General features: G+C 71.0%; 24 protein-coding genes. 15 read left to right on the top strand and 9 right to left on the bottom strand.

Annotation, left to right across the window (positions count from 1 at the left end; genetic code table 11):
* Positions 1–70: 70 nt before the first annotated feature.
* Entirely contained in the window at positions 71–931 is an 861-nt protein-coding gene (locus tag KXC43_RS30010) for a UbiA prenyltransferase family protein (protein WP_221379550.1), read from the bottom strand.
* Positions 932–981: 50 nt separating this feature from the next.
* Between KXC43_RS30010 and KXC43_RS30005 the strand changes: the two genes are divergently transcribed.
* The 3 genes from KXC43_RS30005 to KXC43_RS29995 all read left to right on the top strand — a co-directional run bounded on the left by KXC43_RS30005 (position 982) and on the right by KXC43_RS29995 (position 3,166).
* Positions 982–1,884 (top strand): serine hydrolase domain-containing protein, encoded by a 903-nt coding sequence (locus KXC43_RS30005; protein ID WP_221379549.1) that lies wholly within the window; start codon positions 982–984, stop codon positions 1,882–1,884.
* 14 nt (positions 1,885–1,898) lie between these two features.
* Positions 1,899–2,390, top strand: coding sequence for a GNAT family N-acetyltransferase (locus KXC43_RS30000; RefSeq protein WP_221379638.1), 492 nt, complete (start codon positions 1,899–1,901; stop codon positions 2,388–2,390).
* 158 nt (positions 2,391–2,548) lie between these two features.
* Positions 2,549–3,166 (top strand): sigma factor, encoded by a 618-nt coding sequence (locus KXC43_RS29995; protein ID WP_221379548.1) that lies wholly within the window; start codon positions 2,549–2,551, stop codon positions 3,164–3,166.
* Between the two features lie 177 nt (positions 3,167–3,343).
* On the opposite strand, the gene KXC43_RS29990 is transcribed toward KXC43_RS29995, so the two are convergent.
* The gene (locus KXC43_RS29990; protein ID WP_221379547.1) at positions 3,344–3,712 is read right to left on the bottom strand and encodes an FKBP-type peptidyl-prolyl cis-trans isomerase; all 369 of its coding nucleotides are present in this window, start codon (positions 3,710–3,712) and stop codon (positions 3,344–3,346) included.
* A 110-nt stretch (positions 3,713–3,822) separates the two neighbouring features.
* Here KXC43_RS29990 and KXC43_RS29985 point away from each other — a divergent pair, with 110 nt between their 5' ends.
* The 5 genes from KXC43_RS29985 (at position 3,823) to KXC43_RS29965 (ending at position 7,945) form a co-directional block, all read left to right on the top strand.
* Positions 3,823–4,728, top strand: coding sequence for a lytic polysaccharide monooxygenase auxiliary activity family 9 protein (locus KXC43_RS29985; protein WP_221379546.1), 906 nt, complete (start codon positions 3,823–3,825; stop codon positions 4,726–4,728).
* A 118-nt stretch (positions 4,729–4,846) separates the two neighbouring features.
* Positions 4,847–5,086 (top strand): hypothetical protein, encoded by a 240-nt coding sequence (locus KXC43_RS29980; protein ID WP_251797611.1) that lies wholly within the window; start codon positions 4,847–4,849, stop codon positions 5,084–5,086.
* Positions 5,087–5,097: 11 nt separating this feature from the next.
* Positions 5,098–6,492: a DUF4331 domain-containing protein gene (locus KXC43_RS29975; protein WP_221379544.1), complete on the top strand. Its 1,395-nt coding sequence runs from the start codon at positions 5,098–5,100 to the stop codon at positions 6,490–6,492.
* Between the two features lie 52 nt (positions 6,493–6,544).
* Positions 6,545–6,901, top strand: a complete 357-nt coding sequence (locus KXC43_RS29970; RefSeq protein ID WP_221379543.1) for a phospholipase — start codon at positions 6,545–6,547, stop codon at positions 6,899–6,901.
* 27 nt (positions 6,902–6,928) lie between these two features.
* Positions 6,929–7,945 (top strand): AraC family transcriptional regulator, encoded by a 1,017-nt coding sequence (locus KXC43_RS29965; protein ID WP_221379542.1) that lies wholly within the window; start codon positions 6,929–6,931, stop codon positions 7,943–7,945.
* A 20-nt stretch (positions 7,946–7,965) separates the two neighbouring features.
* On the opposite strand, the gene glgC is transcribed toward KXC43_RS29965, so the two are convergent.
* Complete coding sequence (glgC, locus tag KXC43_RS29960; protein ID WP_221379541.1) at positions 7,966–9,198, bottom strand: glucose-1-phosphate adenylyltransferase; 1,233 nt, start codon at positions 9,196–9,198, stop codon at positions 7,966–7,968.
* Between the two features lie 184 nt (positions 9,199–9,382).
* Here glgC and glgA point away from each other — a divergent pair, with 184 nt between their 5' ends.
* The gene (gene glgA / locus KXC43_RS29955; RefSeq protein ID WP_308129314.1) at positions 9,383–10,582 is read left to right on the top strand and encodes a glycogen synthase; all 1,200 of its coding nucleotides are present in this window, start codon (positions 9,383–9,385) and stop codon (positions 10,580–10,582) included.
* Here the strand turns inward: glgA and KXC43_RS51415 are convergent.
* Positions 10,527–11,567, bottom strand: a complete 1,041-nt coding sequence (locus KXC43_RS51415; protein ID WP_308129313.1) for an NAD(P)/FAD-dependent oxidoreductase — start codon at positions 11,565–11,567, stop codon at positions 10,527–10,529. The genes glgA and KXC43_RS51415 overlap by 56 nt on opposite strands.
* A 259-nt stretch (positions 11,568–11,826) precedes the next feature.
* Between KXC43_RS51415 and KXC43_RS29945 the strand changes: the two genes are divergently transcribed.
* The gene (locus tag KXC43_RS29945) at positions 11,827–13,452 is read left to right on the top strand and encodes a glycoside hydrolase family 10-like protein (protein ID WP_221379540.1); all 1,626 of its coding nucleotides are present in this window, start codon (positions 11,827–11,829) and stop codon (positions 13,450–13,452) included.
* A gap of 120 nt (positions 13,453–13,572) precedes the next feature.
* On the opposite strand, the gene KXC43_RS29940 is transcribed toward KXC43_RS29945, so the two are convergent.
* Complete coding sequence (locus tag KXC43_RS29940) at positions 13,573–14,451, bottom strand: SDR family NAD(P)-dependent oxidoreductase (RefSeq protein ID WP_221379539.1); 879 nt, start codon at positions 14,449–14,451, stop codon at positions 13,573–13,575.
* A 60-nt stretch (positions 14,452–14,511) separates the two neighbouring features.
* Here KXC43_RS29940 and KXC43_RS52855 point away from each other — a divergent pair, with 60 nt between their 5' ends.
* A complete protein-coding gene (locus KXC43_RS52855; RefSeq protein WP_221379538.1) occupies positions 14,512–15,429 on the top strand; it encodes an AraC family transcriptional regulator in 918 nt (305 codons plus the stop codon).
* Between the two features lie 41 nt (positions 15,430–15,470).
* On the opposite strand, the gene KXC43_RS29930 is transcribed toward KXC43_RS52855, so the two are convergent.
* Positions 15,471–15,842, bottom strand: coding sequence for a VOC family protein (locus KXC43_RS29930; protein ID WP_221379537.1), 372 nt, complete (start codon positions 15,840–15,842; stop codon positions 15,471–15,473).
* 122 nt (positions 15,843–15,964) lie between these two features.
* A complete protein-coding gene (locus KXC43_RS29925) occupies positions 15,965–16,396 on the bottom strand; it encodes a YidB family protein (protein ID WP_221379536.1) in 432 nt (143 codons plus the stop codon).
* A 161-nt stretch (positions 16,397–16,557) separates the two neighbouring features.
* Between KXC43_RS29925 and KXC43_RS29920 the strand changes: the two genes are divergently transcribed.
* Positions 16,558–17,157 (top strand): TMEM175 family protein, encoded by a 600-nt coding sequence (locus tag KXC43_RS29920; protein ID WP_221379535.1) that lies wholly within the window; start codon positions 16,558–16,560, stop codon positions 17,155–17,157.
* 358 nt (positions 17,158–17,515) lie between these two features.
* On the opposite strand, the gene KXC43_RS29915 is transcribed toward KXC43_RS29920, so the two are convergent.
* A complete protein-coding gene (locus KXC43_RS29915; protein ID WP_221379534.1) occupies positions 17,516–18,400 on the bottom strand; it encodes a hypothetical protein in 885 nt (294 codons plus the stop codon).
* 133 nt (positions 18,401–18,533) lie between these two features.
* Here KXC43_RS29915 and KXC43_RS29910 point away from each other — a divergent pair, with 133 nt between their 5' ends.
* The 3 genes from KXC43_RS29910 to KXC43_RS29900 are packed head-to-tail and all read left to right on the top strand — an operon-like array spanning position 18,534 to position 22,292.
* A complete protein-coding gene (locus KXC43_RS29910) occupies positions 18,534–21,005 on the top strand; it encodes a PEP/pyruvate-binding domain-containing protein (protein ID WP_221379533.1) in 2,472 nt (823 codons plus the stop codon).
* Positions 21,002–21,610: a hypothetical protein gene (locus tag KXC43_RS29905; RefSeq protein ID WP_221379532.1), complete on the top strand. Its 609-nt coding sequence runs from the start codon at positions 21,002–21,004 to the stop codon at positions 21,608–21,610. Before KXC43_RS29910 ends, KXC43_RS29905 begins: the two co-directional genes overlap by 4 nt.
* A 4-nt stretch (positions 21,611–21,614) precedes the next feature.
* Positions 21,615–22,292 (top strand): TetR/AcrR family transcriptional regulator, encoded by a 678-nt coding sequence (locus tag KXC43_RS29900; protein WP_221379531.1) that lies wholly within the window; start codon positions 21,615–21,617, stop codon positions 22,290–22,292.
* Between the two features lie 126 nt (positions 22,293–22,418).
* On the opposite strand, the gene KXC43_RS29895 is transcribed toward KXC43_RS29900, so the two are convergent.
* Positions 22,419–23,315 carry a helix-turn-helix transcriptional regulator gene (locus KXC43_RS29895; protein WP_221379530.1) on the bottom strand — a complete coding sequence of 299 codons (897 nt, stop codon included), beginning with the start codon at positions 23,313–23,315 and terminating at the stop codon, positions 22,419–22,421.
* Between the last annotated feature and the right edge of the window lie 32 nt (positions 23,316–23,347).

The raw sequence follows: 23,347 nt of genomic DNA, 5'->3' as shown, positions 1-23,347 counted from the left end.
TCAACTCCGCCCCCGATGAAAGGTGGCCGGTCCATTGCCGGGACCGGCCACCCATCTGTTCCCAGGGGCCTCAGCCGACGATCGCGAGGGCGTAGCCGACGGTCGGGATGGCGAAGAACAGGGACAGGACGGCCAGGCGGGGGATCGAGGGTCGGCGGGTCAGGATCGCGTACGCGGTGAGCAGCACGGGGATCGTCACGAGCTGACCGGTCAGGGTCGAGCGGGGGACGACCACGTCGGCGGCGGCGCAGGCCACGCAGAGCACCAGCGCGGCGGCCCACAGCGTGAGGCCGGTGACGTAAGCGGCGCGGGCTCCGAAGCGTACGGCGAAGGTGTTGTCACCGGCGCCCTCGTCGGCCGGCAGGTCGGTGACCGTGGTCGGCACGTAGAGGGCGGCCGCGAAGAGCAGGCCGATCAGGCCGAACTGCCAGGGGAAGTCCCACGGGTCGCGGGTGATCGACCAGCCCGCGGCCGGGGAGACGACGCCGACGACCAGCGCGTTCACGGTGACGTCCCAGCCCGGGCGGGTCTTCAGGCGTAGTGGGGGAGCGCTGTACGCCCAGCCCAGCAGCAGCACGCCGGCCACGCCCAGTACGAACAGCGGGCCTACCAACAGCGCCGCGACCAGGCACGCCAGGGCGATCCGGCGGTACCAGGACCGCAGCGTGGTTTCGTTGACGGCTCCGGTGACCAGGGGCGCTGTCGCCTTGCGGGGGTTGGCGCGGTCGCTGGCCAGGTCGTGGAGGTCGTTCTGAGCGAGCACGGCGCCCCAGACCAGCGGGCCCAGCACCAGCAACGCGACCAGCGCGCGGGGCAGGTCGGCGGGGAGCCATCGCCCGTCGGCCAGCACCGTGCCCAGATAGGCGGGCACCCACGACACGGGCCAGAACCAGGGCCGCGACACGGCGACCACGAGGGTGGCGGCTGTCATGACCGGATCCTCGGCCCTGGCCGCTGACAGGGCGCTGAGAACATGACCCCATGAGGGATCGCTTGGAACGGACGGCGTCGCTGCTCGGGCAGAAACGGGACCGGGTGGTGGTGGCCGCGATCGCCGGGGACACCGTGGAGATCGCCGGCGACGCGGACGCGGTTTACGAGATCGGCTCGCTCACCAAGGTGTTCACGGCGCTGGCCCTGAGCCGCCTGACCCTCGACGGGGTCGTCGGGCTCGACGAGCCGCTGGCCGATCTGCTTCCGTCCGCGCCGCCCCGGATCCGGCTCCAAGAGTTGGCCACGCACACGTCCGGGCTGCCCCGCCTGCCGACGGGCATGCTGCTGCCGGCGCTGCTCAACCCCGGACAGCCCGACCCGTACGCCCGTTGTGATGCCGGCTTCCTCGAGGCGGCCCTCCGGCGTACGCGATTGAAGGCCCCTCGCTTCCGCTACTCGAACTTCGGCGCCGGGCTGCTCGGTCTGGCCCTGTCCCGGCGGACCGGCCTCGGGTACGACGACCTGCTGCGGCCGCCCGGCCTGAAGTCCACCGGTTTCAGCGTGACGCCGATCCAGGGGCACAACGCTCGTGGCAAGCCCGTACCGCCGTGGCACCTGGCCGACCTGGCCGGGGCCGGCGGGCTGCGCTCGACCGCCGCCGACCTGGTGACGTTCCTGCGCGCCCAGCTCGCCGCCGAGGACGAGGCCATCCGGTTCGCCCGCTCGGTGCGGCACGACATCAACCCGTACGCGTGGGTGCATCTCGGCTGGATGGGCCGGCGCCTCCCCGGCGGTCGTGAGCAGCTGTGGCACAACGGCGGCACCGGCGGCTTCTGCTCGTTCGCGGGCCTGGAACCGGCGCGCGGCGTGGCCGTGGTGGCGCTGACCAACACGGCCCGCCTGATGGACCGCCCCGCCCTCGAACTGCTCACCGCGATGGGGGAAGACTGAGTAACGTGCGCATCGTGCAGATCCGGCAGTTCACCGAGTCCGACTGGCCCCAGGTGTGGGAGATCGTCCGGTCCGTGGTCCGTGCGGCCGACACGTTCACCTACGACCCGGCGATGACCGAACGCGAAGCCCGCGCGACCTGGCTCGAGTCCCCTCCGGGCGAGACGGTGGTCGCCCTCGACGGCGACGAGGTGCTGGGCACGGCCAAGGTCGGAACGAACAAGCCCGGCCCCGGCGCCCACGTGGCCACGGCCAGCTTCATGGTCGCGCCCGTCAGCCGAGGCCGCGGCGTCGGCACCGCGCTGCTGCGCTACGCGCTCGAATGGGCCCGCCGCAACAAGTACGCGGGCATGCAGTTCAACGCCGTCGCCGAGTCCAACCGGACAGCCGTCAACCTCTACCTCCGCGAGGGCTTCACCATCGTCGGCACCGTCCCCGGCGCCTTCGCCCACCCCATCCAGGGCCGCGTGGGCCTGCACATCATGTACGCCCACCTGTCCCACTGAAATGACCGCGCTCTACCGCTACGGCCGCACCCTCGCTTAGCCCGGGGCTACGGACCACGGGGTGGCCACGCGGTTTCCGGGGCGCGAGGCCAGTGGGTGGCGGGCGACGGTGATCTCAGGGCATCGGTGGGTGTCCGTGGGGGAACGGAGCCGGAACCGTGAGCGTGTTGCTGGTGGGGCCGCGCGAGGGAAGCGCGGGCGAGGCGGAGGAGTTTGTCGCGGTGCGGCCGCGGCTCATGGCGTTGGCCCTGCGGGTGCTGGGGGATCCGGGGGAGGCGCAGGACGTGGTGCAGGAAGCGTGGCTGCGCTGGCGGCGCGAGGACCGGTCGGGGGTTGTCAACGCGCCCGCCTTCCTGGCGACCACGACGACGCGGCTGGCGATCAACGTCGCGCAGTCGGCGCGGAAGCGGCGGGAGACGGCGGCCGGGCCGTGGCTGCCCGAGCCGGTCGACCGGGGGGACGACCCGGCGGTGACGGTCGAGCGGCACGACGCGCTCGACGGCGCGGTGCGGCTGATGCTGCAGAAGATGACTGCGGCCGAGCGGGCGGCCTACCTGCTGCGCAAGGCTTTCGACTATCCGTACCAGCGGATCGCCGAGATCCTGGGGGTCAGCGGGGACAGCGCGCGGCAGCTGGTGCGGCGGGCGCACGAGGGGCTGGGCTCCGACCGGCAGCGGCCGGTCGACGAGGCCGAGCATCGCCTGCTCGTCCGGGTCGTGCTGGCTGCGGCGCGTACGGGGAATCTGGCCGAGCTGGAACGGCTGCTCGGACCGTAGTGGCCGGGCCGCGGATTCCGCGACGGAAGGCCGCGTACCGCGGCGCTGCCCGAAAGCAGCGCCGCGGCGCAGGTCGCACTGTGGCGCTGCCCGAAAGCAGCGCCGCGGCGCAGGTCGCACTGTGGCGCTGCCCGAAAGCAGCGCCGCGGCGCAGGTCACGCGCTTATGGGAAGCGGGTCACTGCACGCCGAGGAGATCGACCACGAAGATCAGGGTCTCGTTCGGCTTGATCACGCCGGGGGCGCCCTGAGCGCCGTAGCCCAGGTGCGGCGGGATGGTCAGCTTGCGGCGGCCGCCGACCTTCATGCCCACCACACCCTGGTCCCAGCCGCCGATGACCCGGCCGCCGCCGAGCGGGAAGGCGAAGGGCTCGCCACGGTTGTAGGAGGCGTCGAACTCGCGACCGGTCGAGTGCGCCACGCCCACGTAGTGCACGCTGACGTTCTGGCCGGGCGTCGCCTCGGGCCCCTCGCCGACGGTGATGTCCTCGATCACCAGGTCGGCCGGGGGCGCGCCCTCGATCGGACCGACGTCGGGCTTGTCCATGGGAACTCCATTCGTTGACTTCTCGAGCCCCGCCATGCAATCACACGGCTCGTCACACCCGGTGGCGGACGTGCTGAACGACTCACGCGAGTTATCCGTATTGCACGGACGTGAGGATTCATCGTCTGGCCGCGGCGGCACTGGCAGTGACCGCCGCCGCCGCGCTCGCGCCGGCCCGGGCCGAGGCGCACGGATCTCCGACCACGCCGATCAGCCGCACTACGGCGTGCGCGTCGGGCGGTCAGGAGACGGACAGCGCGGCGTGCGAGGCGGCTCGGAAGGCCAACGGCCGTAGCTTCGGTACGTTCGACAACCTGCGCATCGCCGGCGTGAACGGCAAGGATCGCCAGGTCGTGCCGGACGGGAAGCTGTGCAGCGGCGGCCTGGCCGCGTTCCGGGGCCTCGACCTGCCCCGCAACGACTTCCCGGCCACCAAGGTCACGGCGGGCCGGACCCTGACGATCCGCTACCGGGCGACCATCCCGCACGCCGGCGAGTTCCGGGTCTTCCTGACCAAGCCCTCGTACGACCCCAGCCGGCGCCTCACCTGGGCCGACCTCGGCAGCAAGCCGCTCGTGGCGGTCACCGACCCCGCGCTCGAGGACGGCGCGTACGAGTTGAAGGCGAAGCTCCCGCAGCGGGCCGGCCGCCACCTCCTCTACATCGTGTGGGAGACGTCGAGCACGCCCGACACCTACTACTCGTGCTCGGATCTGTCCTTTCCGGCGGCCGGAACACCGGCGGCCGGAAAACCGGCGGTCGTGACCAAAGCTGCAAAGCGTCCGAAAACGAAGACCACGACGAGCGCGGCCCCCGCGATCGTCAAGGCGACCTCGAAGCCCTCCGCGGTGACGACCTCGCCGGCGCCGGCGCCGCAAGCCATCCAACCGGTGAGTGACAACAGCCAGGTCACGCTGGGTCATTGGATTGTCGCCGGAGCCCTGGTTGTGGGCTTCGGCGCAGCGGCCTGGGCAGGCCTCGGCGGAATTCTTCGCAGACGACGCGAAAACCGTTGAACCGCAACGGTTCGCGCCTCGTACTGATGGGCGTCGACATCGCAAGCAGGTCCGTTTCTCCCCCCAAGGAAACACGAAAGGCCGAGCAATGAGGCGAGTTCGTTACGGTCACCAAGGAGTGAACCGCCGTCGCGTCCTGGCGATCGCCGCCACGGCGGGTGTCGGTGTCTCGGTGGCCGGCGTGGCCGGTCTGAGCCTGGCCGGCGAGTCCGCGGAAGCCCCCAAGGGCGCCGGGCCGCTGGTGTTGTCGCTGCGCGATGCCGAGAAGGGCACGTTCGACGTCTTCGTCGGCGGCTCCAAGAGCACGCTCACCGACAAGAAGCTCGCCGCCAAGCTGCTCAAGTCGGCACAGGGCTGAGGGAGAGAACCATGTCATCACATCGTGAAGCTCCCGAGATCAGCAAGGATCCGGTGGCCGACAGCTCCGACCTGTACGCGTTCGTCAGCCCGGACGACCCGGACACCGTGACGATCATCGCGAACTACGTGCCGCTCCAGCTCCCGTCGAGCGGCCCGAACTTCTTCGAGTTCGGCGACGACGTCCTCTACGAGATCCACATCGACTCGAACGGCGACGCCCGGCCCGATCTGACCTACCAGTTCCGGTTCCGCACGGAACTGCGCAACGAGAAGACGTTCCTCTACAACACCGGGCCGATCGACGCGCTGGACAGCGAGAACTGGAACCGGCGCCAATTCTTCTCGGTGACCAAGGTCGACGCGTACGGCAAGAGCACCGTACTGGCCAAGAAGTTGCCCTGCCCGCCGTGCAACGTCGGCAAGCTCTCGATCCCGGACTACGACGGTCTCGCCGCCGACGCGGTGGCCAAGCTGAAGACGGGTGAGAAGGTCTTCGCCGGCCAGCGCGCCGACGCGTTCTTCGTCGACCTGGGCGCCATCTTCGACCTGGGCACGCTGCGCCCCTTCCAGGACAAGCACCTGGTCGGGCAGACGCTGTTCAACTACGCGGGCAAGGCGGTCAACGCGACCGACAAGCTCAACGTGCACAGCATCGCGATCCAGGTGCCGCTCTCGGCCGTACGCCGGGACGGCAAGAAGAAGGTGCGCGGGCGCGATCCCGAAGCCGTGATCGGCGTGTGGACGTCCGCCAGCCGGCGCCAGGTGCAGGTGCGCAACGGCGACAAGAAGAACGACGACGTCGTGGTCGGGCCCCAGGTGCAGGTCTCCCGCCTCGGCAACCCACTGTTCAACGAGGTCATCGTGCCGATGGCCGAGAAGGACAAGTGGAACAGCCTGCCCCCGGCCGAGGACAAGCGGTTCGCCCAGTTCGTCGAGAAGCCCGAGCTGCAGACCCTGCTGCCGGTGCTCTACCCCGGGCTGTTCGACAAGCTGGCCGCCCGCGACAAGAAGGACAAGCCGCGCGCCGACCTGGTGGCGATCCTGCTCACCGGCATCCCGGACGGGATCATCGAGAACTTCCAGAACAACACCGGCGAGGTGCAGGCCGACATGCTGCGCCTCAACACCGCCGTGCCGCCCGCGAAGGAGCCGAGCAAGTTCGGCATCCTCGGCGGCGACCTGGCCGGCTTCCCGAACGGGCGGCGCATCGCCGACGACGTGGTGTCGATCTCGATCCGGGCCATCGCGGGCGTGACCCTGCCGCTGGTCGAGAAGGACTTCGAGCCGGACGCCGCGGCGGCGCTGGTCGAGCAGGGCCTCAGCATCAAGGACGCGAGCGCCGGGCTGCTCAAGAAGTTCCCGTACCTGGGCACCCCGTTCGACGGATTCGGCAACCCCTCATGACTGCCCGTCCAACCACCCCGGCCACCGCCCCTGAAAGGGACTGAAGGCTGCCATGTCGCACACACACGAGCACGCCGACCACAGCTGGCACAGCATGACCCCGTCCGGCCAGGGCACGGTCATGCTGAACATCGGCGCCGGGATCGGTGCGCTGATCATCAACACCCCGGGCGGCATGCACGGCCGGGAGATCGAGGTCAGCCCGGTCGAAGATCCTTCCCGCCGTACGCACGCGGCAGTGCGCGCCCGCTACGTGTGGGGCGGCGTGTGCTTCAGCGTGGTGCTCGACAGCCTGCCCGAGGGCCGCTACACCGTCTGGGACAACCCGGTCACGCCGATGGGCGAGGTCGACGTGCCGGGCGGGGCGGTCGCGGAATTCACCTGGCCGGTGGCTTCCCTCGTGGCGTAGACGTCGCCCGGGTCTAGGGTGGACGCCATGGTCGGCGTCCCTCTGACGACTCGTCCGGGCAGTCCCGGCGCAGACGCACCCGTCCACTTGTCTCTGAGCACGACCGATGTGGACGAGGCACGCGCCTTCTGCCGCCGCATGTTCTACGGCCCGCTGCGGGTGGACCCGGTCGGTGACCGCACCGGGTTCGCCTTCCGCGGCGATGTGGTGTCGCTCGGCCCGATCACAGTCGGCGAGATCAGCTACGGCAGCGACATCCACGTCACCATCGCCGACCTCGAGACGTCCTACCACGTCCTGGCGTCGCTGTCCGGCGTGCTCCGGTCGCGGCACCGGGGCACAGCGGTGCTGGCCGACCAGACCCGGGCCGCGGTCTACCGCCCGGTCGGCGACATCGAGCTCGACTGGCCGGGCGCCTGCCGGCTGCTGAGCGTCAAGGTCGAACGGGCCGCCCTCGAGCGTGAGCTGGACGCGGCCCTCGACCAGCAGATCGTCAGCCCGCTGCTGCTGGGCGACAGCTTCAACCGGCTCGAGGCGCCCGGGCGTACGTGGGTGTCGCTGGTGCGGTTGTTCTTCGGGGAACTGATGCGGGGGCAGGGCCTGGCCGCGCAGCCGCGGATGGCCGGCCGCTGGCGCGACATGGTGGTCAGCGGCCTGGCGCTGACGGTCGAGCATCCGTACGGCGAAGAGCCGGCCGGCATGCGGGGCCCCAACCGCCCGCGGACGGTCAAGCGCACGCTGGACGCCATGCATGCCGAGCCGTGGCGCCCGTTCACCGCCACCGACCTGGCCGGGATCGCCGGCGTCGGCGTGCGGGTGCTGCAGGAGTCGTTCCGCCAGCACGTGGGCATGTCGCCGCTGACCTACCTGCGGCGATTACGGCTCGACGGGGTGCACGCCGAACTGTCGCGTTCGGACCCGTGGCAGGTGAACGTGTCCGAGGTGGCCTATCGCTGGGGATTCACCCACCTCGGACGGTTCGCCGGCGCCTACCGGGACAGATACGGTGTCTCTCCGTCCCAGACCCTGCGTGAACGGCGCTGACCGCTACCCCTGAACCGGAATCAGAGCTCTACTTTCTGGCCCTTGCCGATCACGACGACCCCGTTGTCCGAGACCGTGTAGAGCTTGCGGTCGCGATCGAGGTCGACGCCGATCTGGGCGCCCTCGGGCACGATGACGTTCTTGTCGAGGATCGCGTTGCGGATGACCGCGCGCCGGCCCACCTTCACGCCTTCCATCAGCACCGAACCCTCGACGTGGGCCCACGAGTTGACCCGCACGTTGGGCGAGATCACCGAACGTTCGACGAGCGCGCCCGACACCACGACCCCGGGCGAGATCATCGACTCGATGGAGCGGCCCTGGCGGTCGTCGAAGCCGTGCACGAACTTGGCCGGCGGCCACGAGCCGTAGTTCGTGAAGATCGGCCAGTCGTGGTTGTAGAGGTTGAAGATCGGCTCGGTGGCGATGAGGTCCATGTGGGCCTCGTAGAACGAGTCGAGCGTTCCCACGTCGCGCCAGTAGCCACGGTCGCGGTCGCTGCTGCCCGGCACCAGGTTGTCGCGGAAGTCGTAGACGTTGGCCTCGCCCCGCTCGACGAGCATGGGGATGATGTTGCCGCCCATGTCGTGCTTGCTGTCGGGGTCCTGCGCGTCCTTGGTGACCGCCTCGCACAGCGCCCGCGTGGTGAAGATGTAGTTGCCCATCGACGCGTAGATCTCGTCGGGGGCGTCGGGCAGGCCGTCGACCTCTTTCGGCTTCTCGCGGAAGGCCTTGATGCGCTTGCCGTCCTCGGCCACGTCGATGACGCCGAACTGGTCGGACATCGACTTGGGCTGCCGGATGCCGGCCACCGTGACCGCGGCGCCGGAGTCGATGTGGTCCTGGACCATCTGCTTCGGGTCCATGCGGTAGATGTGGTCGGCGCCGAACACGATCACGTAGTCGGGCGACTCGTCGTTGATCAGGTTGAGGCTCTGGTAGATGGCGTCGGCCGAGCCGGCGAACCACCGCGGGCCCAGCCGCTGCTGCGCGGGCACCGGCGTGACGTAGTTGCCGAGCAGGGTCGACATGCGCCACGTCTTGGAGATGTGGCGGTCGAGCGAATGGGATTTGTACTGGGTCAGGACGACCATCTTGAGATAGCCGCCGTTGGCAAGATTCGACAGCACGAAGTCGATCATGCGGTAGATGCCGCCGAACGGGACGCCGGGCTTTGCCCGGTCAGCCGTCAGGGGCATCAGGCGCTTACCCTCACCACCGGCCAGAACGATCGCAAGCACCTTGACAGCCATGGAAGGACGCTAACTTTCCGCCAGCCGGAGCGCCAGCCGAAGAAGGGAACTCGCCGTGGTCATCGCGGCGACGGCCAGGTTATCTGATCTTGCGTCCCGAGCGCGAGGGAAGTCTCCTTCCCGATGCGAGGGAAGCGCCTGCTCCCCGAGGGCGCGGGAAGGGTTCAAGGTTTAGGCTGCGGGCGTGACCGAGAGACTGCGCGTGGACCTCATCAGCCGGGAATACCCGCCGGAGGTGTACGGCGGCGCCGGGGTGCACCTGGAATACCTCACCCGCGACCTCCGCGCCCTGGCCGACGTGCGCGTGCACTGCTTCGGCGCGCCGCGCGACGAGCCCGGCGTCACCGCCTATCCGGAACCGGCCGAGCTGGCCGGGGCCAACGCCGCGCTGCGCACCATGGGTGTCGACCTCGAGATCGCGGCCGGCGCCGAGGGCACCGACATCGTGCACAGCCACACCTGGTACGCCAACTTCGCCGGGCACACGGCCAAGCTTCTGTACGGGGTTCCGCACGTCGTCACCACGCACAGCCTCGAGCCGCTGCGGCCGTGGAAGGCCGAGCAGCTCGGCGGCGGTTACGCGCTGTCGTCGTTCTGCGAGCGGGTCGCGATCGAGAACGCCGACGCGGTCATCGCCGTGTCCGGCGGCATGAAGCGGGACGTGCTGACCGCGTACCCGTCGGTCGACCCCGACAAGATCCAGGTCGTCTACAACGGCATCGACACCGAGCTCTACGCGCCCAACCACGGCACTGACGTCATCGAGCGCCTCGGCATCGACCTGAACCGGCCCAGCGTGGTCTTCGTCGGCCGCATCACGCGTCAGAAGGGCCTGCCCTACCTGCTCCGGGCCTGCCGCACGCTGCCCCCCGAGACCCAGATCGTGCTGCTCGCGGGCGCGCCCGACACCAAAGAGATCGCGGCCGAGGTCGAGGCGCTGGCCGACGAGCTGCGCGCCGCCCGCGACGAGCACGGCGTCATCTGGGTGCAGGAGATGCTGCCCAAGCACGAGGTCATCCAGGTGCTCACGCACGCCACCGTCTTCATCTGCCCGTCCATCTACGAGCCCATGGGCATCGTCAACCTCGAGGCGATGGCCTGCGAGACGGCGGTCGTGGCCACGGCCACCGGCGGCATCCCCGAGGTGGTGGCCGACGGCGAGACTGGCCTGCTGGTGCCGATCGAGCAGGTCCAGGACGGCACGGGCACCCCGGTCGACCCCGACAAGTTCGTCGCCGACCTCGCGGCGGGCATGACCGAGCTGATCCAGGACCCGGCTCGCGCCCGCGAGATGGGCCTGGCCGGTCGCCGCCGCGCGGTCGAGAAGTTCAGCTGGTCGCGGATCGCCGAGGAGACGATGGCGGTCTACCGCTCCGTACTCTGAGAATGTCCTCGGCCACGGCCCGGCCGCTCAGCCAGGCGGTCTGCACGCGCGGGCGGCCGAAGACATCGCCGCACAGATAGACGTTCCCGCTGCGGGCGAAGTCGCCCGGCAGTGGGCGCGGTTGGGCGTACGGCCACAGGCGGTACGCCGTTTCCGGCGCCTCCTCGATGCCGAGCACCCCGTTGACGGCCGTCACCATGGCGTCGCGCGACCCGCCACGACCCACCCGCGGTCTCCCGCCTCGCGTGAGCCCGCTTTGCGTGAGCCCGCCGTGCGTGAGCCCGCCGTGCGTGAGCCCGCCTTGCGTGAGCCCGCCTTGCGTGAGACGAGACGTCTCGTCTCGCGTGAGATCGGAGGCCTCGTCGCGCGCGAATTGCGCCGTCGAATGGGCTACCAGCACGGGCGCCCGGTCGCCGCGCCGGTCACCGTCGTCGCAGATCGTGGCGACCGCGGGGTGGTCGTTGACGAACATGCCGTGGAAGTCGTCCCATGAGCGGCGGGGATAGGTCAGCACCGCCGTCAGAACCGGGTCCCACGACTGGTCGCGGGCCGCCGGCAGGTCGGCGATCCTCAGCGCCTCCGGACCGGGCATGGCCAGCACCACGTACTCGGCCTCGGGCAGCTCGGTGACCTCGGTGCCGTAGGTGATGTCGAGCCCGGCGGCCAGGCTGTGCGCCAGGCTGCGCAGGCCCGCCGGCGCCGACCAGCGCATCGGGCCCGGGCCGTGCTGCCCGCGGAACGTGTCGGTCCACGGCCGGGCGAGACCCTCGATGCGCCAACTCTGCAGCCGGCCCTGGAACGAAGGGTCGTCGGCGGTCACATAGGCGGCGCCGATGTCGGCGAACCGGCCGTCGAGAGACACGCTGGCGAGGCGTCCTCCCGGTTCGTCGCTGCGCTCCAGCACCCGCGCCGGCACCCCGGCGTCGCCCAGTTCGCGAGCGCAGGCCAACCCGGCGATCCCCGCTCCCACCACGACGACCGTCACCCGGACGACTCTACGACCGCAGGTCATGATCCGGGCGCTCTCCGGGCGACGCGCGGCAGGATGGCTTCTCCGGTGGTGGGTCCGGGCTTTCCCGGCGACGCGCGGCGCGACGCTTCCATGGCGACGCGCGGGGCGACGCTTCCACGGCGACGCGGAGTCCAGGACTTCCCTGGTCGTGGTGCGGGGCAACGGTGATTCTTGGTGCCGGGGCATCTACGGTGATTCGTGGTGATCGGGGCGGCAAGGCACACTGGTCCCCATGCTCCGCGTCCCTCGCCCGTCCGTACGGGTGACTGTCGTCGTTGTTTCGGTGTTCTTCGCGACCGCGGTCCTCGGCGTAGGCCTGCTGCGGGCGGCCAACTATCGGCCCGGCGCGACCGCCGGTGCGTCTTGGCCGTCGGCGTCGGCGTCGCCGTCAGCGGCGCCCGGCGTCGAGGGCCGGTGCGGCACGGCGCCGACCAAGGCCGTCCGTCAGCTGCGGGGCATGTGGCTGACCACGGTCAACAACATCGACTTCCCGAGCCGGCGGGGGCTGACCCAGGCCCAGGTCAAGGCGGAATACCAGCGCTGGCTCGGCCTGGCCGTGGCCCAGCGCCACAACGCGGTCTTCGTGCATGTGCGGCCCAGCGGCGACGCGTTCTGGCCGTCGGCGTACGCACCCTGGTCGGAATGGCTGACCGGCAAGCGTGACGGCAGGTCGCCCGGGTGGGATCCGCTCGACTACATGGTCCGCGAGGCCCACGCCCGCAACCTCGAGTTTCACGCCTGGTTCAACCCCTACCGCGGCACCCAGCCCGGCCCGGCCGGGCCCGGCGCCGACTTCGCCAAGCTCGCGCCCAACCACCCGCTGCTGAAGCACCGCGACTGGGCCATCTCGTATCCGTCGGGCCGGAACGGCCGGCTCTACTTCGACCCCGGCATCCCCGAGGCGCGCAAGTTCGTCGAGGACGCGATGCTCGAAGCGGTGCGCAAGTACGACATCGACGGCGTGCACTTCGACGACTTCTTCTACCCCTACCCGCAGGCCGGCCAGGACTTCCCGGACGACGCCAGTTTCGCCCGTCACGGCGCCGGCAAGTCGCGGGCCCAGTGGCGGCGCGACAATGTGGACACACTGGTCCGCGAGATGCAGGAACGGATCCGGCAGCTCAAGCCGTGGGTCAAGTTCGGGATCAGCCCGTTCGGCATCTGGCGCAACAAAACCAGCGACCCGGCCGGCTCCGAGAGCAAGGGCCTCGAGGCGTACGACGCCATCTATGCCGACACCCGCAAGTGGGTGCAGCGGGGCTGGGTCGACTACATCGTGCCCCAGCTCTACTGGCATCTGGGCTTCGACAAGGCCGACTACACCAAGCTGTTGCCGTGGTGGACGGCGCTCACCAAGGGCACGGACGTGCAGCTCTACATCGGGATGGCCGACTACCGGATCGGCGAGGACGGCGCGTGGAGCGACCCGGGCCAGCTCGACCGGCAGATGACGCTGAACGAGAAGAGCGGCGGCGTCCAGGGGCAGGTGCACTTCAGCGCCAAGCAGATCCGCGCCGACCGCCTGGGCGCCGTGACGAAGTACAAGAACAAGCACTACGCGTCGCCGGCGCTGGTGCCCCGGATGGCCCGGCTGCCCGCCGCCCCGCCCGCGGCGCCTCGCCTGGTCGCGGCGGCCCGCTCCGGCGCGGCGATGAAGTTCGAGGCGTCCGCGTCCGGCGCCACCAGCTGGGCGCTCTACCGGGTCAGCGGCGCCTCCGCGGCGCTGGTGGCCACGGGCCGGGCCGGCTCCGAGGTCATCGACCCGGCGGCGCCCGCCGGGCCGGCCACCTACTGCCTCAGCGGACTCGACCGCTCGGGCAACGAAGGCCTGGTCAGCCTGCCGCTGGCCGCCTCCTGACCGCCTCCTGACCGCCTCCTGACCGCCTCCTGACGGCTCCTGACCGCCTCCTCAGGCTGAGTCGGCGCCGCTCGACGACCGGCGTCGGCGTGCGAAATCCTCTCGAGGAGGCGGCGCGCGTCAGCCGGGGATCTCAGCTTCGGCCAGCTTCCAGAGGCGGTCGGCGGCGGCCGGGTCGACGGACCACTCGGCCACGCCGGCCATCGGCTCGGGGCCGCCCGGCACGACCTCGGCCTCCTGGTTGTCCTGGTCGAAGTAGCGGCCGGTGACCCCGGCCAGCAGCGGGGACGCGGCCAGCATGACCTCGGCGGCGGCCCCCTGCTCCGGGGTCTTGTAGCCGTCGGGGTGGATCAGGTTGCCGTCCTCGTCCATCGCGCCCAGCACCCGCATGGTCGCCCGGTCGATGTGGCGCTGCAGGTTGGTGTGGATGCTGCCGGGCGCGAGGGCGTTGGCCGAGACGGCGCCGAGATGCCGGCTGATGCCCACCGCGAGCAGGACTACCGCGGATTTCGACTGGCTGTAGGCCGTCCACGGGTCGTACGGGCGCCGCTCGAAGTGCGGGTCGTCGAGGTCGACGCCGGCGCGGAGCTGGGCCCCGGAACTCACCAGGACCACGCGAGCGCCCGGCGTGTAGTGCTCGCGCAGACCGGTGATCAGTGCGAAGTGGCCGAGGAAGTTGGTCGCGAGCTGCAGCTCCCAGCCGTTGGCGGCCGTGCGGCGCTCCGGCACGGCCATGATGCCGGCGTTGGCGATGACCGCGTCGACCGGCCCCCTCCAGCCGGCGGTGTAGGCGCGGACCGAGTCGAGGTCGGCCAGGTCGAGCTCGCTGCGGGTCGGGGTTACGACCTCGGCGCCCGCGTCCCGCAGCGCGTCCGCGGCGGCGCGGCCGAGCCCCGAACCGCCCCCGGTGATCAGCATGCGCCGACCGGTCAGGTCGATTCCGGCGAGCACCTCGGCGGCGGTGGACCGGGCGGTGAACGGTGTGTGGATCCTTGTCATGGCTACCACTGTGCGGCGGCCCATGTGGATGCTGAATGGTTCAGGGTCCAAGATAGTTGCGTGAGAGTCCAGACGGATCCGCTCGACGATGTCCTCGCCCTCGTCGGCGCCACCAGCAGCCTGTCGGCGGGCCTGGTGGCCGGCGGGGAGTGGGCGGTGGCCTTCGAGCCGCCTCCGGCGGTCAAGTTCAATGCCGTACGCCGGGGGAGCTGCCTGCTGCTGGCCGACGGCAAGGTCTTCGAGCTGCGGCCCGGCGACTGCTTCCTGCTGACCCGCCCGGTGGCGTTCACGCTGGCCAGTGGCCCGGACGTGCGCCCCGAACCGGCACGGCCGCTCTTCGTGGCGGCCGGCGAGGACGGCACAGCCCGGGCCGGCCAGGGCGACGACGTGTTCCTCATCGGCGGCCGGTTCGGCTTCGGCGAGCGTGCCCAGGAACTGCTGCTCGACGCGCTGCCCCCGGTCGTGCACGTGCCCGGGGCCAGCACGGCGGCGGCCGCGGTGCGGTGGGCGCTGGAACAGATCGACGCCGAACTGCGTGACCGTCCACCCGCATCGACCCTGCTCACCGAACACCTCGCTCTGGTCATGCTGATCCACCTGCTGCGCTTGCACCTCGCGGCCGCGCCCCCGGCCGGGGGCTGGCTGGCCGGCCTGGCCGACCCGGTGGTCGGCGCCGCCCTGCAGGCGATGCACGGCAAGCCCGCGTACGCCTGGACGGTGGCCGACCTGGCCGCGGTGGCCGCCGTGTCGCGCTCGACCCTGGCCGCCCGCTTCAAACAGGTTGTCGGGCAGGGCCCGCTCGACTACCTGACCGGGTGGCGCATCGAACTGGCCGCGGCCCGCCTGCGCCACGGCGACCACACCGTGGCCGCGATCGCCCGCGAGGTCGGTTACGGCTCGGAAAGCGCTCTGAGCACAGCCTTCAAGCGCGTGACCGGCCAGTCGCCCCGCGCCTACCGAGCCACCCGCCCCACCTGAGGCCTGTGCCGATCGTGTGGCCCGCCACGCCGCGGCACCCGTCAGCCGTTGGGGCGCGTTTCCATCGCCTGGAGCGACCAGTTGTTGCCGTCGGGGTCGCGGAAGTAGACGAAGTTGCCCCAGGCCTGCTTGTCGACGTCGCTGGCCTCGACGCCCGCCTCGACCAGGCGGGCGCGGGCGGCCTCGGCATCCGCCACGACGCATTGGATCTCTTGCGTGCCGGGCGTCTTCTCGGTGATGCCCTCGCCGATGACTATGGAGCACGCCGAGCCCGGCGGCGTGAGTTGCACGAATCGCAGGCCCGGCTGCACGCGATGGTCGTGGTCGGCGTTGAAGCCCACGCGTTCGTAGAAGGCCTTCGCGCGGTCGACGTCGGTGACGGGCACGGGGATGAGCTCAATCTTCATGTCCATGGCCTCACGGTAGGCCGTGGGTACGACACTTCCCGGGGTCGTCGAGCGGGGTTCCGGGCCGCAGTGGCGCTCCGGTCGGGCGGTGCGCACGTGACGGCGTACGGGAAGGATTGCGATCCTGGTCAGTGGAGGTGGGCGCCGAAGGCTCCGGCCGAGCGGTCGTCGCCGTCGATGGCCTCGGTGATCTGGCGGCCCAGCAGATCCGGGCCGATCACGCTTCCACCGGGGCTGACCGCGTCGACCAGGTCGGGCAGGATCGCAGCCAGCTGCCAGGCCACGGCGGCCGCGCTCCCACCGGCGAACGAGGCCAGGTCGCCGAGCGGGCCCTCGCCGACGGTCAGGCGCACCTGGTCGACGGTCATCGGCTGGTTGTGCGAACGATCGGAGAGCCAGCTGCCGTACTGCTCGGGAGTGGTCGTCTCGGCCAGCCGCAGCACGACGGCATGCAGGTGGGCGGGGCCGGCCGGATGAGTTCCGGTGTGCGCGAGGCCGAAGAGCAGGTCCCGCACCTCGGGCGCGTCGAGCAACGTGGACAGTTTGGCGATATCGGGCATCACCGGTCTCCCTCCGCACGGCTGTGACCACTCAGACCGCGGGGCGGAACAGTTTGTGACAGCCGGCCTCAGTGCTCGCCGCCGAGCGGCCTCGTCACAGTTCCGGTGGCTGTCCGGTCTTGCCGGACGAAGCAGGCCATCGGAGGAGGAAGGCGGTCGCGATGCGTACCAGTCGGCTCGAGGCGTTCAGTGACGGCGTGCTCGCCATCATCATCACCATCATGGTGCTGGAGTTGAAGATCCCGGAGAGTCACGACCTGTCCGGCCTCCTGCACGACACCGGCGACGGGTTGCTGACCTATCTGCTGAGCTTCGTCTGGATCGGCATCTACTGGGTCAACCACCACCACATGTTCCACCTCGTGCGGCGGGTCGGGGGCGGCGTGCTGTGGGCCAACCTGGCGCTGCTGTTCACGCTCTCGCTGCTCCCGTTCACCACGGCCTGGATGGACGAGTCGGGCTTCGCGCGTACGCCGGTCGTCGTCTACGGACTCAACCTGACCGCCGCGGCACTCGCCTACCTCGTCCTGCAGAAGCTGATCATCCAGCAGCAGGGACCGGAGTCGCCGCTGCGGCAGGCCGTGGGCGGCGACCTCAAGGGCAAGATCTCGCCGTTCTTCTACCTGGCCGGCATCCTCACCGCGGTGCTGGTCGACCGGGCCGCGATCGCCGTGGCGTTCTTCGCCGCCTGCGCCCTGCTGTGGTTCCTCCCGGACCGCCGCATCGACCGCGTGGTCCGGGAACTGGAGCCGGTGGACTAGTGCGGTGTCCACGAACGTTGGCCGGTTTGGGTCCGGCTTGGTTGTGGATCCTCGTTCACCGTAGTGAGCGATGACTCCCCACCGGTGGTGGGGCGGTGAAAGTTAGTGGCCACCGCACTCGGTCCTGTTTCGGAATGGGAGCCGGCCGCGCCGAGGCCCAGACGACGCCTGGACCGCACCGCGACTCGACCCCCATTCCGAAACAGGAGCTAACTTCTGCGCGTGCCGCGGGGCGCGGTCAGTGTGGGGCGGCAGCCCTGGCGGGCCGGAACGGACTCAGTCCGTTCCGGCCCGCGATCGATTCCGTCGTCCCCCGCGACGTCGTCGCGGCCGAAATCGAACGGCTCCCCGAGAGGAGTCATCGGTTTCCCTTGAACTGCGCGCAGCCCTTCTCGTCGGGCAGCAGCGGCCGGAAGGTGATCAGGTATTTCGCACCGTCGGCGGTCCACGGGGTCAGCTGATTGGCCTTCTTGGCCGCGGTCAGCACCTTGTTGGCGTCGGCGCCGCTCACCACCACGCAGCCGATCTTGAAAGCGGGGTTGAGGTAGTCGCCGGGCAGGGCCGGGCCCGGCCAGGCGATCTCGGGCTGGGCCGGCTGGTCGGCGCCCTGCTTGACGTACGGGCGGGCCAGCACGGCCAGCGACTCGGCCGTATAGGGGCCGGTCGCGCTCGGGTCGCCGCCCGCCGCGAGATCGGTGAGCTTGTCGACGTAGGCGGCCAGCTTGGCCCGGGCCGCCTCCTGCGGTGCGGTGAGCATCGGGTCGTCGGCCTGGGCCTCGTTGAGCGCCTCGACCGCGACCGACTGGGCGCCCTGGGCGGTGTTGACGGTGACCCGGGTGGTGGGCGCGTCGGCCACATTGGGGCGTCCGAAGTCGGTGCCCGGGCGTACGCCGGCGTCGGTCGCCTCTTTCAGCAGCTGCTGAACCTTGTCGGGGCCGATCTTGACCACCTGGAGGTTGGGCAGCGCGGGCCCGGGATAGATGGCGGGCACCGGGCCCTCGGTGATCACGCGACCGTCGGCGTAGATGCTGATCGCCGGCAGGGTGCCGACCGTGCGGTCCGGCGGCACGAAGCCACCGGACGATTCCACCCGTACGACAAGTTCGTCTCCGCCCTGGGGGTAGGGGGAGGCGCTCTCCCGGGAGTCCGGCGCGCCCGCGCCGGTGGCGCTGGGCTGCGCGCATGCGGCGAGCAGGAACAGGGGAACGGCGGCGGCCATCAGGGTGCCGCGGAGACGAGTCATGCCCCTTCAGACGATTTTGGGTCGTCTGCGGTTCCGGCTCCGGGTGGAATTTCGTCCTTCCCGGCCTTCGCATTGCAGTCGTATTGCCAACCGGGTAGCATGCATTGCAGTCGTATTGTTTCCGGGAGGGCCGATGCCAATCTTTGACCTGCACGACGTCTCGGCCGGTGCGGTCGACCGGGTCGGTGGCAAGGCCGCGGCCCTGGGCGAGTTGCTCCGCGCCGGCGAGCGGGTGCCGTCCGGCTTCTGCCTCACCGCCGAGGCCGGCCCCCTGCCCGAAGGCGAGATCATTGCGGCGTACGAGCGGTTGGGCGGGGGAGTGGTGGCCGTGCGATCGAGCGCCACCGTCGAGGACGCTCCCGACGCCAGCTACGCCGGCATGTTCGACACGGTTCTCGACGTCCACGGTCCCGAGGCCCTGCTCGCCGCGATCGAGACGTGCCGCGCGTCCGCGTCCAACGCCCGGGCGAAGGCCTACGGGAAGGGCGACATCCGCATGGGCGTCGTCGTCCAGCGCATGATCGCTGCCGATCGGGCGGGCGTGCTGTTCACCGCGAACCCCCTGACCGGGCGCCGCACCGAGATGCTGGTGGAATCGGCCGAGGGCAACGGCTCCACGGTCGTCGACGGCCGGCACGATGTGGATCGCCGGCTGGTCGGGCCCGACGACCCGTTGTGGACCGTGGGGCAGCGGCTCCAGGCGCTCTTCGGCTCGCCGCAAGATGTCGAATGGGCGATCGACGAGCACGGCGAGCTGTGGATCCTCCAGTCCCGGCCGATCACCACCCTGTTCCCGTCGCCCCCGCCGGCCGACGGCCCGCCCCGGGTCTACCTGGAATTCGGGCACGTCCAGGGCATGCTGCAGCCGGTCACGCCGATGGGCATGAACTCCCTCCAAGAGCTGATCAAGGCGATGCTGGCGCCGCTCGGGCTGAGGGTCGAGATCGTCGACATCGGCGGCCGGCTCTACGGCGACCTCAGCGACCTCGTCCGCGACCCGGTCGCCCGGCGGCGGCTGGTCCCGCTCATGGCGGTCGACTTCGGCCCGCGCGCCCAGGCCGTGATGCGCCACGTGCTCGACGACCCGCAGTTCGTGCCCCGGAAGGGCCCGCGGAAGAAGCGGGACGGCGGCCTGCCGCCGATCGGCCGGGCCGTTCGCGGCATCCTCGGCGCCCTGGCCAAACCCGACCGGGCCCGCGCCCGCCTCGACGAGGCGGTCGAGCGCATCCGCCTCTCCTCGCGCAGTGACGTCGGCACCCCGACCACCGAGGAAAGACTGAGGCTCGTGCGCGAGCACGACCAGAGCGACAGCCCCGACGCGATCATCTGGCCCATCGTGGCCGGCATGCTGGCCAGTGCCCTTCCGCCGCGCCTGCTGGGCGACGTCGCGCGGCCGGGCGAGATCCACGCCGTGCTGGGCGGCATGCCGCACAACGTGACGATCGAGATGGATCTGGCTCTCTGGCGCCTCGCCCGGGACGCCGGCAGCCTCGACGACATCGACCTCGGCGCTTTCCTCGACAGATACGGGCATCGCGCGGCGGCCGAGGTCGATCTCGGTGTCCCGCGCTGGTCGGAAGACCCGGCCCCGGTGCGGGCGGCTCTGGCCAACCTCCTGCGGGTCACCGACCCCGAGCAGGCGCCCGACCGCCGCTTCGCCCGCGCCGCCGAACGAGCCGAGGCCACGCTGCTCGACCTGGGCGCGCGGGCCCGGCGGCGCCGTCCGGTGCGCGGCCGGCTGGCGATCTTCCTGCTGGGCCGGGCCCGGCGGCTGGCCGGTCTGCGCGAGACCGGCAAGTTCGCGGGCCTCTACCGGCTGGCCGAGATGCGCCACCACCTGCTGGCCGTCGGCGCCGATCTGACGGCGGCGGGTGTCCTGTCCCGCCCCGACGACATCATGTTCCTGACCCTCGACGAGGCCGACAACGCGGCGCGGATCGCCCGCAAGCTCCGGGCCGACGACGCCTTCGAAGGTGATCGGAGCAGCGGCCATCGGCAGTTGATCGCCGACCGTCGTGCCGAGTACGACCGCGAGTCGCGGCGCCGATCGGTGCCCGTGGCGCTGCTCTCCGACGGCACCGACATCGAGGCTGTCCTGCCCAGTGCGGAGGATCCCGGCGCGCTCCGAGGTGTGGGGGCGTCGGCCGGCCGCGCGACCGGGCCGGTCCGCGTCGTGCACGATCCGGCCACCGCCCGCCTCGAACCCGGCGAGGTGCTGGTCACCTCGACGACCGACCCGGGCTGGACGCCGCTGTTCCTGACCGCCTCGGCGCTCGTCACCGAGACCGGCGCCGTCATGGCTCACGGGCCCACGGTCGCCCGCGAGTACGGCATCCCGGCCGTCATCTGCGTGCCCGGCGCCACCCGCCACCTCCGCACCGGCCAGATCGTCACCGTCGACGCCGCGGCCGGCACCGTGACCGTCGTCAGCGACGTCGCCGCCGACGCGGCAGCCCCGGTCGAACCCGGCCCCGGCAACGCGGCGAGCGCTGCCGCGCCCGTCGAGCTTGACTACGGCAACGCGGCGAGCGGTGCCGCCGCCGTCGGGCCGGGCATCGGTGACGAGGCGGGCGACGCCGGCACTGTGGTGAAGGGATCGTCATGAGCGTTCTGCGGCGCGCTGCCGCGGCTGAGGCCGCCACCTGGCGCAATCTGGCCCTCTGGGCGAGCCGGCGGCCGGTCGAGCTGCACGGGGGTGAGTCCTTCGGGTATCTCGGGGTGGTCAAGCCGATCCTGGGCGTCTTCCTCGGCCTGTCGGTCGTGGAGATCCCGGTGCTCGACCTGATCATCAAACACGTGATCCCGTGGGGGCCGGCCCGCCTGATCATGCTGGTGATCAGCGTGTGGAGCCTGCTGTGGATGCTCGGGTTTCTCGGCGGCCTGACCCGCAACCCGCACCTGGTGGTGGCCGAGGGGCTGCGCATCCGGATGGGGCCGGGCATCGACATCACCGTGCCGTGGGCCGACGTCGCCTCGGTCAGCAAGCGCTACCGGTCGTTGCCGTCCAGCAAGGCGGTGCAGCACGAGGACGGCGCGCTGCACATCGTGGTCGGCAGCCAGACCAGCATCGACGTGCGCCTGCGGCGGCCGCTGACATTTGAGCTGCCCCGCGGAAGCAGCGAACCGGTCGATGAGGTACGTCTGTACGCCGACGACTCGGACGGCCTGGTGCGGTCCGCCCGGGCCCACCTCGAGGCGTACGCGGAGTGACATCATGCCCAAAAAGGTCGATCATGACGAGCGCCGCCGGCTCATCGCCGACGCGCTGATGCGGGTGGCCGCCGAGCAGGGCCTGGAAGCGGTCAGCCTGCGGCACGTGGCGGCGGCCGCGGGTGTCTCGGCCGGGATGGTGCAGCATTACTTCCGCACCAAGGACGAGATGATGTCGTTCGCCCTGTCCGCGGTGAGTGAGCGCAGCGAGGCCCGGGTCCAGGCCGCGGTGGGCGCGCTCGGCGCCGACCCGCCGCCCCGGCAGCTGCTGCGCACGATGATCGCCGCGCTGCTGCCGCTCGACGAGGCGACCCGCGCGGACGGCCGGGTCGCGCTGGCGTTCCTGGCCTACACGGCGGTGCGTCCGGCGGCGTCGGCCGAGCTGCACCCCACCACGGCCGAGTTCGTCCACTTCATCGCGAGTCAACTGCCGAGCGGCGAGCCACACCAGGCGGCCGGGCTGCTGGCGCTGATGGAGGGTTTGGGCGTCTACCTCCTCGGCGGTCAATACGAAGCCGAACAGGCGCTGGACGCCTTGGATGCGCAGCTCGACCTGCTGTTCGGGCCGGTCCCGGGCGGTCGGGCCGGTACATCGGGCTGGGAGGTCCGCACCGGCTTCGCGTCCGGCGGCGCGCCGCTGGTCGAAGTCGGGGAGGAGTCCGAGGGGGTGGAGCGGGCATAGCTGCTGGTCGCTGTCGGTGGCGGCGCGCCCGCTGGTGGAGGGCGAGGGGAGCGGGCATTCGCTGATAGAACAGGGCGGCGGCATGGAAACGGCCTCGCGGCCGGTTTCCGGCGGAGCGGTGCAGGGTCAGTGCTTTACGGCTCGGGTGAAGCGGGTGCGGTAGACCGACGCGCTCAGGCCGTAGTGGGACTTGAAGCGGCGGGCGAAGTAGTTCTGGTCGGGCCAGCCCACGGACTCGCCTATGCGGTTGATGGGCTGGTCGGTGTGGAGGAGGCGGGCGGCGGCCAGTTCCACGCGGAAGCGGGAGAGGTAGGCCATGGGAGGCAGGCCCGTGGCGGCCTTGAACAGGCGGACCAGGTAGCCGGGGGCCAGGTGGAGTTCGGCGGCCAGCTCGGTCAGGGTCCAGCTGTGGGCGGGGCGGTCCTCCATCTTGTGCATGGCGTCGAGGACTGCGGGGTGGATGCCGGCTGAGCCTCCGGTGATCTGGTCGGTTTCGGCCACGACGCGGGCCAGGCCGCTGAGGAACAGCGTCAGGCGGCCCACCAGGTCGCCTCGGTAGTCGCCCGGGGGCAGGGTGCGCAGTTTCTGCAGGCCGTCCAGATGTTCCAGGCAGCCGGTCAGGGCGTCGTCGTGCAGGCGGGTGTGCAGGATTCCGCGGCGCTGGCCGGCGTACGGGCCCGTCCAGAGAAGGTGGCCCAGCTGCGGGTCCTGCCTTGTCCAGGCCAGTTCGCGCTGGAGCAGCTCGGTCGAGAAGCAGCAGTTGTAAAGATCGAGGCGGCGGCAGTTCTCGTAGCCGTGCCAGACCCCGGGGCGCAGCAGGATGGCGTCGCCCACTTGCAGCTCGCGGCGGCCGGCCAGACTGTGGTGGACGCCGGCGCCGGACATGACCACGGCGATCTCGACGAAGCTGTGCGTGTGCACGGGATGAGTGTCCTCGTGCAGGTAGTGGCCGGCGTACGCCACCGACCCGTCGATGAAGTGCAGCAGCGTCCGGGTGTTCTCGACCGGCGGGTCTTCGGTCATGCCCCACCGTAGGCCCCAGGTGAATTTCGTGC

This window comes from Paractinoplanes polyasparticus, assembly GCF_019710575.1.
GTDB lineage: Bacteria > Actinomycetota > Actinomycetes > Mycobacteriales > Micromonosporaceae > Actinoplanes > Actinoplanes polyasparticus.
This window is presented reverse-complemented; position numbering and strand designations above follow the sequence as displayed.

Coding starts and splice junctions, on each gene's coding strand:
- KXC43_RS30010 (WP_221379550.1), bottom strand. CDS start 931: ATGACAGCCGCCACCCTCGTGGTCGCCGTGTCGCGGCCCTGGTTCTGG.
- KXC43_RS30005 (WP_221379549.1), top strand. CDS start 982: ATGAGGGATCGCTTGGAACGGACGGCGTCGCTGCTCGGGCAGAAACGG.
- KXC43_RS29990 (WP_221379547.1), bottom strand. CDS start 3,712: ATGGACAAGCCCGACGTCGGTCCGATCGAGGGCGCGCCCCCGGCCGAC.
- KXC43_RS29975 (WP_221379544.1), top strand. CDS start 5,098: ATGTCATCACATCGTGAAGCTCCCGAGATCAGCAAGGATCCGGTGGCC.
- KXC43_RS29970 (WP_221379543.1), top strand. CDS start 6,545: ATGTCGCACACACACGAGCACGCCGACCACAGCTGGCACAGCATGACC.
- KXC43_RS29965 (WP_221379542.1), top strand. CDS start 6,929: ATGGTCGGCGTCCCTCTGACGACTCGTCCGGGCAGTCCCGGCGCAGAC.
- glgC (WP_221379541.1), bottom strand. CDS start 9,198: ATGGCTGTCAAGGTGCTTGCGATCGTTCTGGCCGGTGGTGAGGGTAAG.
- KXC43_RS29945 (WP_221379540.1), top strand. CDS start 11,827: ATGCTCCGCGTCCCTCGCCCGTCCGTACGGGTGACTGTCGTCGTTGTT.
- KXC43_RS29940 (WP_221379539.1), bottom strand. CDS start 14,451: ATGACAAGGATCCACACACCGTTCACCGCCCGGTCCACCGCCGCCGAG.
- KXC43_RS29930 (WP_221379537.1), bottom strand. CDS start 15,842: ATGGACATGAAGATTGAGCTCATCCCCGTGCCCGTCACCGACGTCGAC.
- KXC43_RS29925 (WP_221379536.1), bottom strand. CDS start 16,396: ATGCCCGATATCGCCAAACTGTCCACGTTGCTCGACGCGCCCGAGGTG.
- KXC43_RS29920 (WP_221379535.1), top strand. CDS start 16,558: ATGCGTACCAGTCGGCTCGAGGCGTTCAGTGACGGCGTGCTCGCCATC.
- KXC43_RS29915 (WP_221379534.1), bottom strand. CDS start 18,400: ATGACTCGTCTCCGCGGCACCCTGATGGCCGCCGCCGTTCCCCTGTTC.
- KXC43_RS29910 (WP_221379533.1), top strand. CDS start 18,534: ATGCCAATCTTTGACCTGCACGACGTCTCGGCCGGTGCGGTCGACCGG.
- KXC43_RS29905 (WP_221379532.1), top strand. CDS start 21,002: ATGAGCGTTCTGCGGCGCGCTGCCGCGGCTGAGGCCGCCACCTGGCGC.
- KXC43_RS29900 (WP_221379531.1), top strand. CDS start 21,615: ATGCCCAAAAAGGTCGATCATGACGAGCGCCGCCGGCTCATCGCCGAC.
- KXC43_RS29895 (WP_221379530.1), bottom strand. CDS start 23,315: ATGACCGAAGACCCGCCGGTCGAGAACACCCGGACGCTGCTGCACTTC.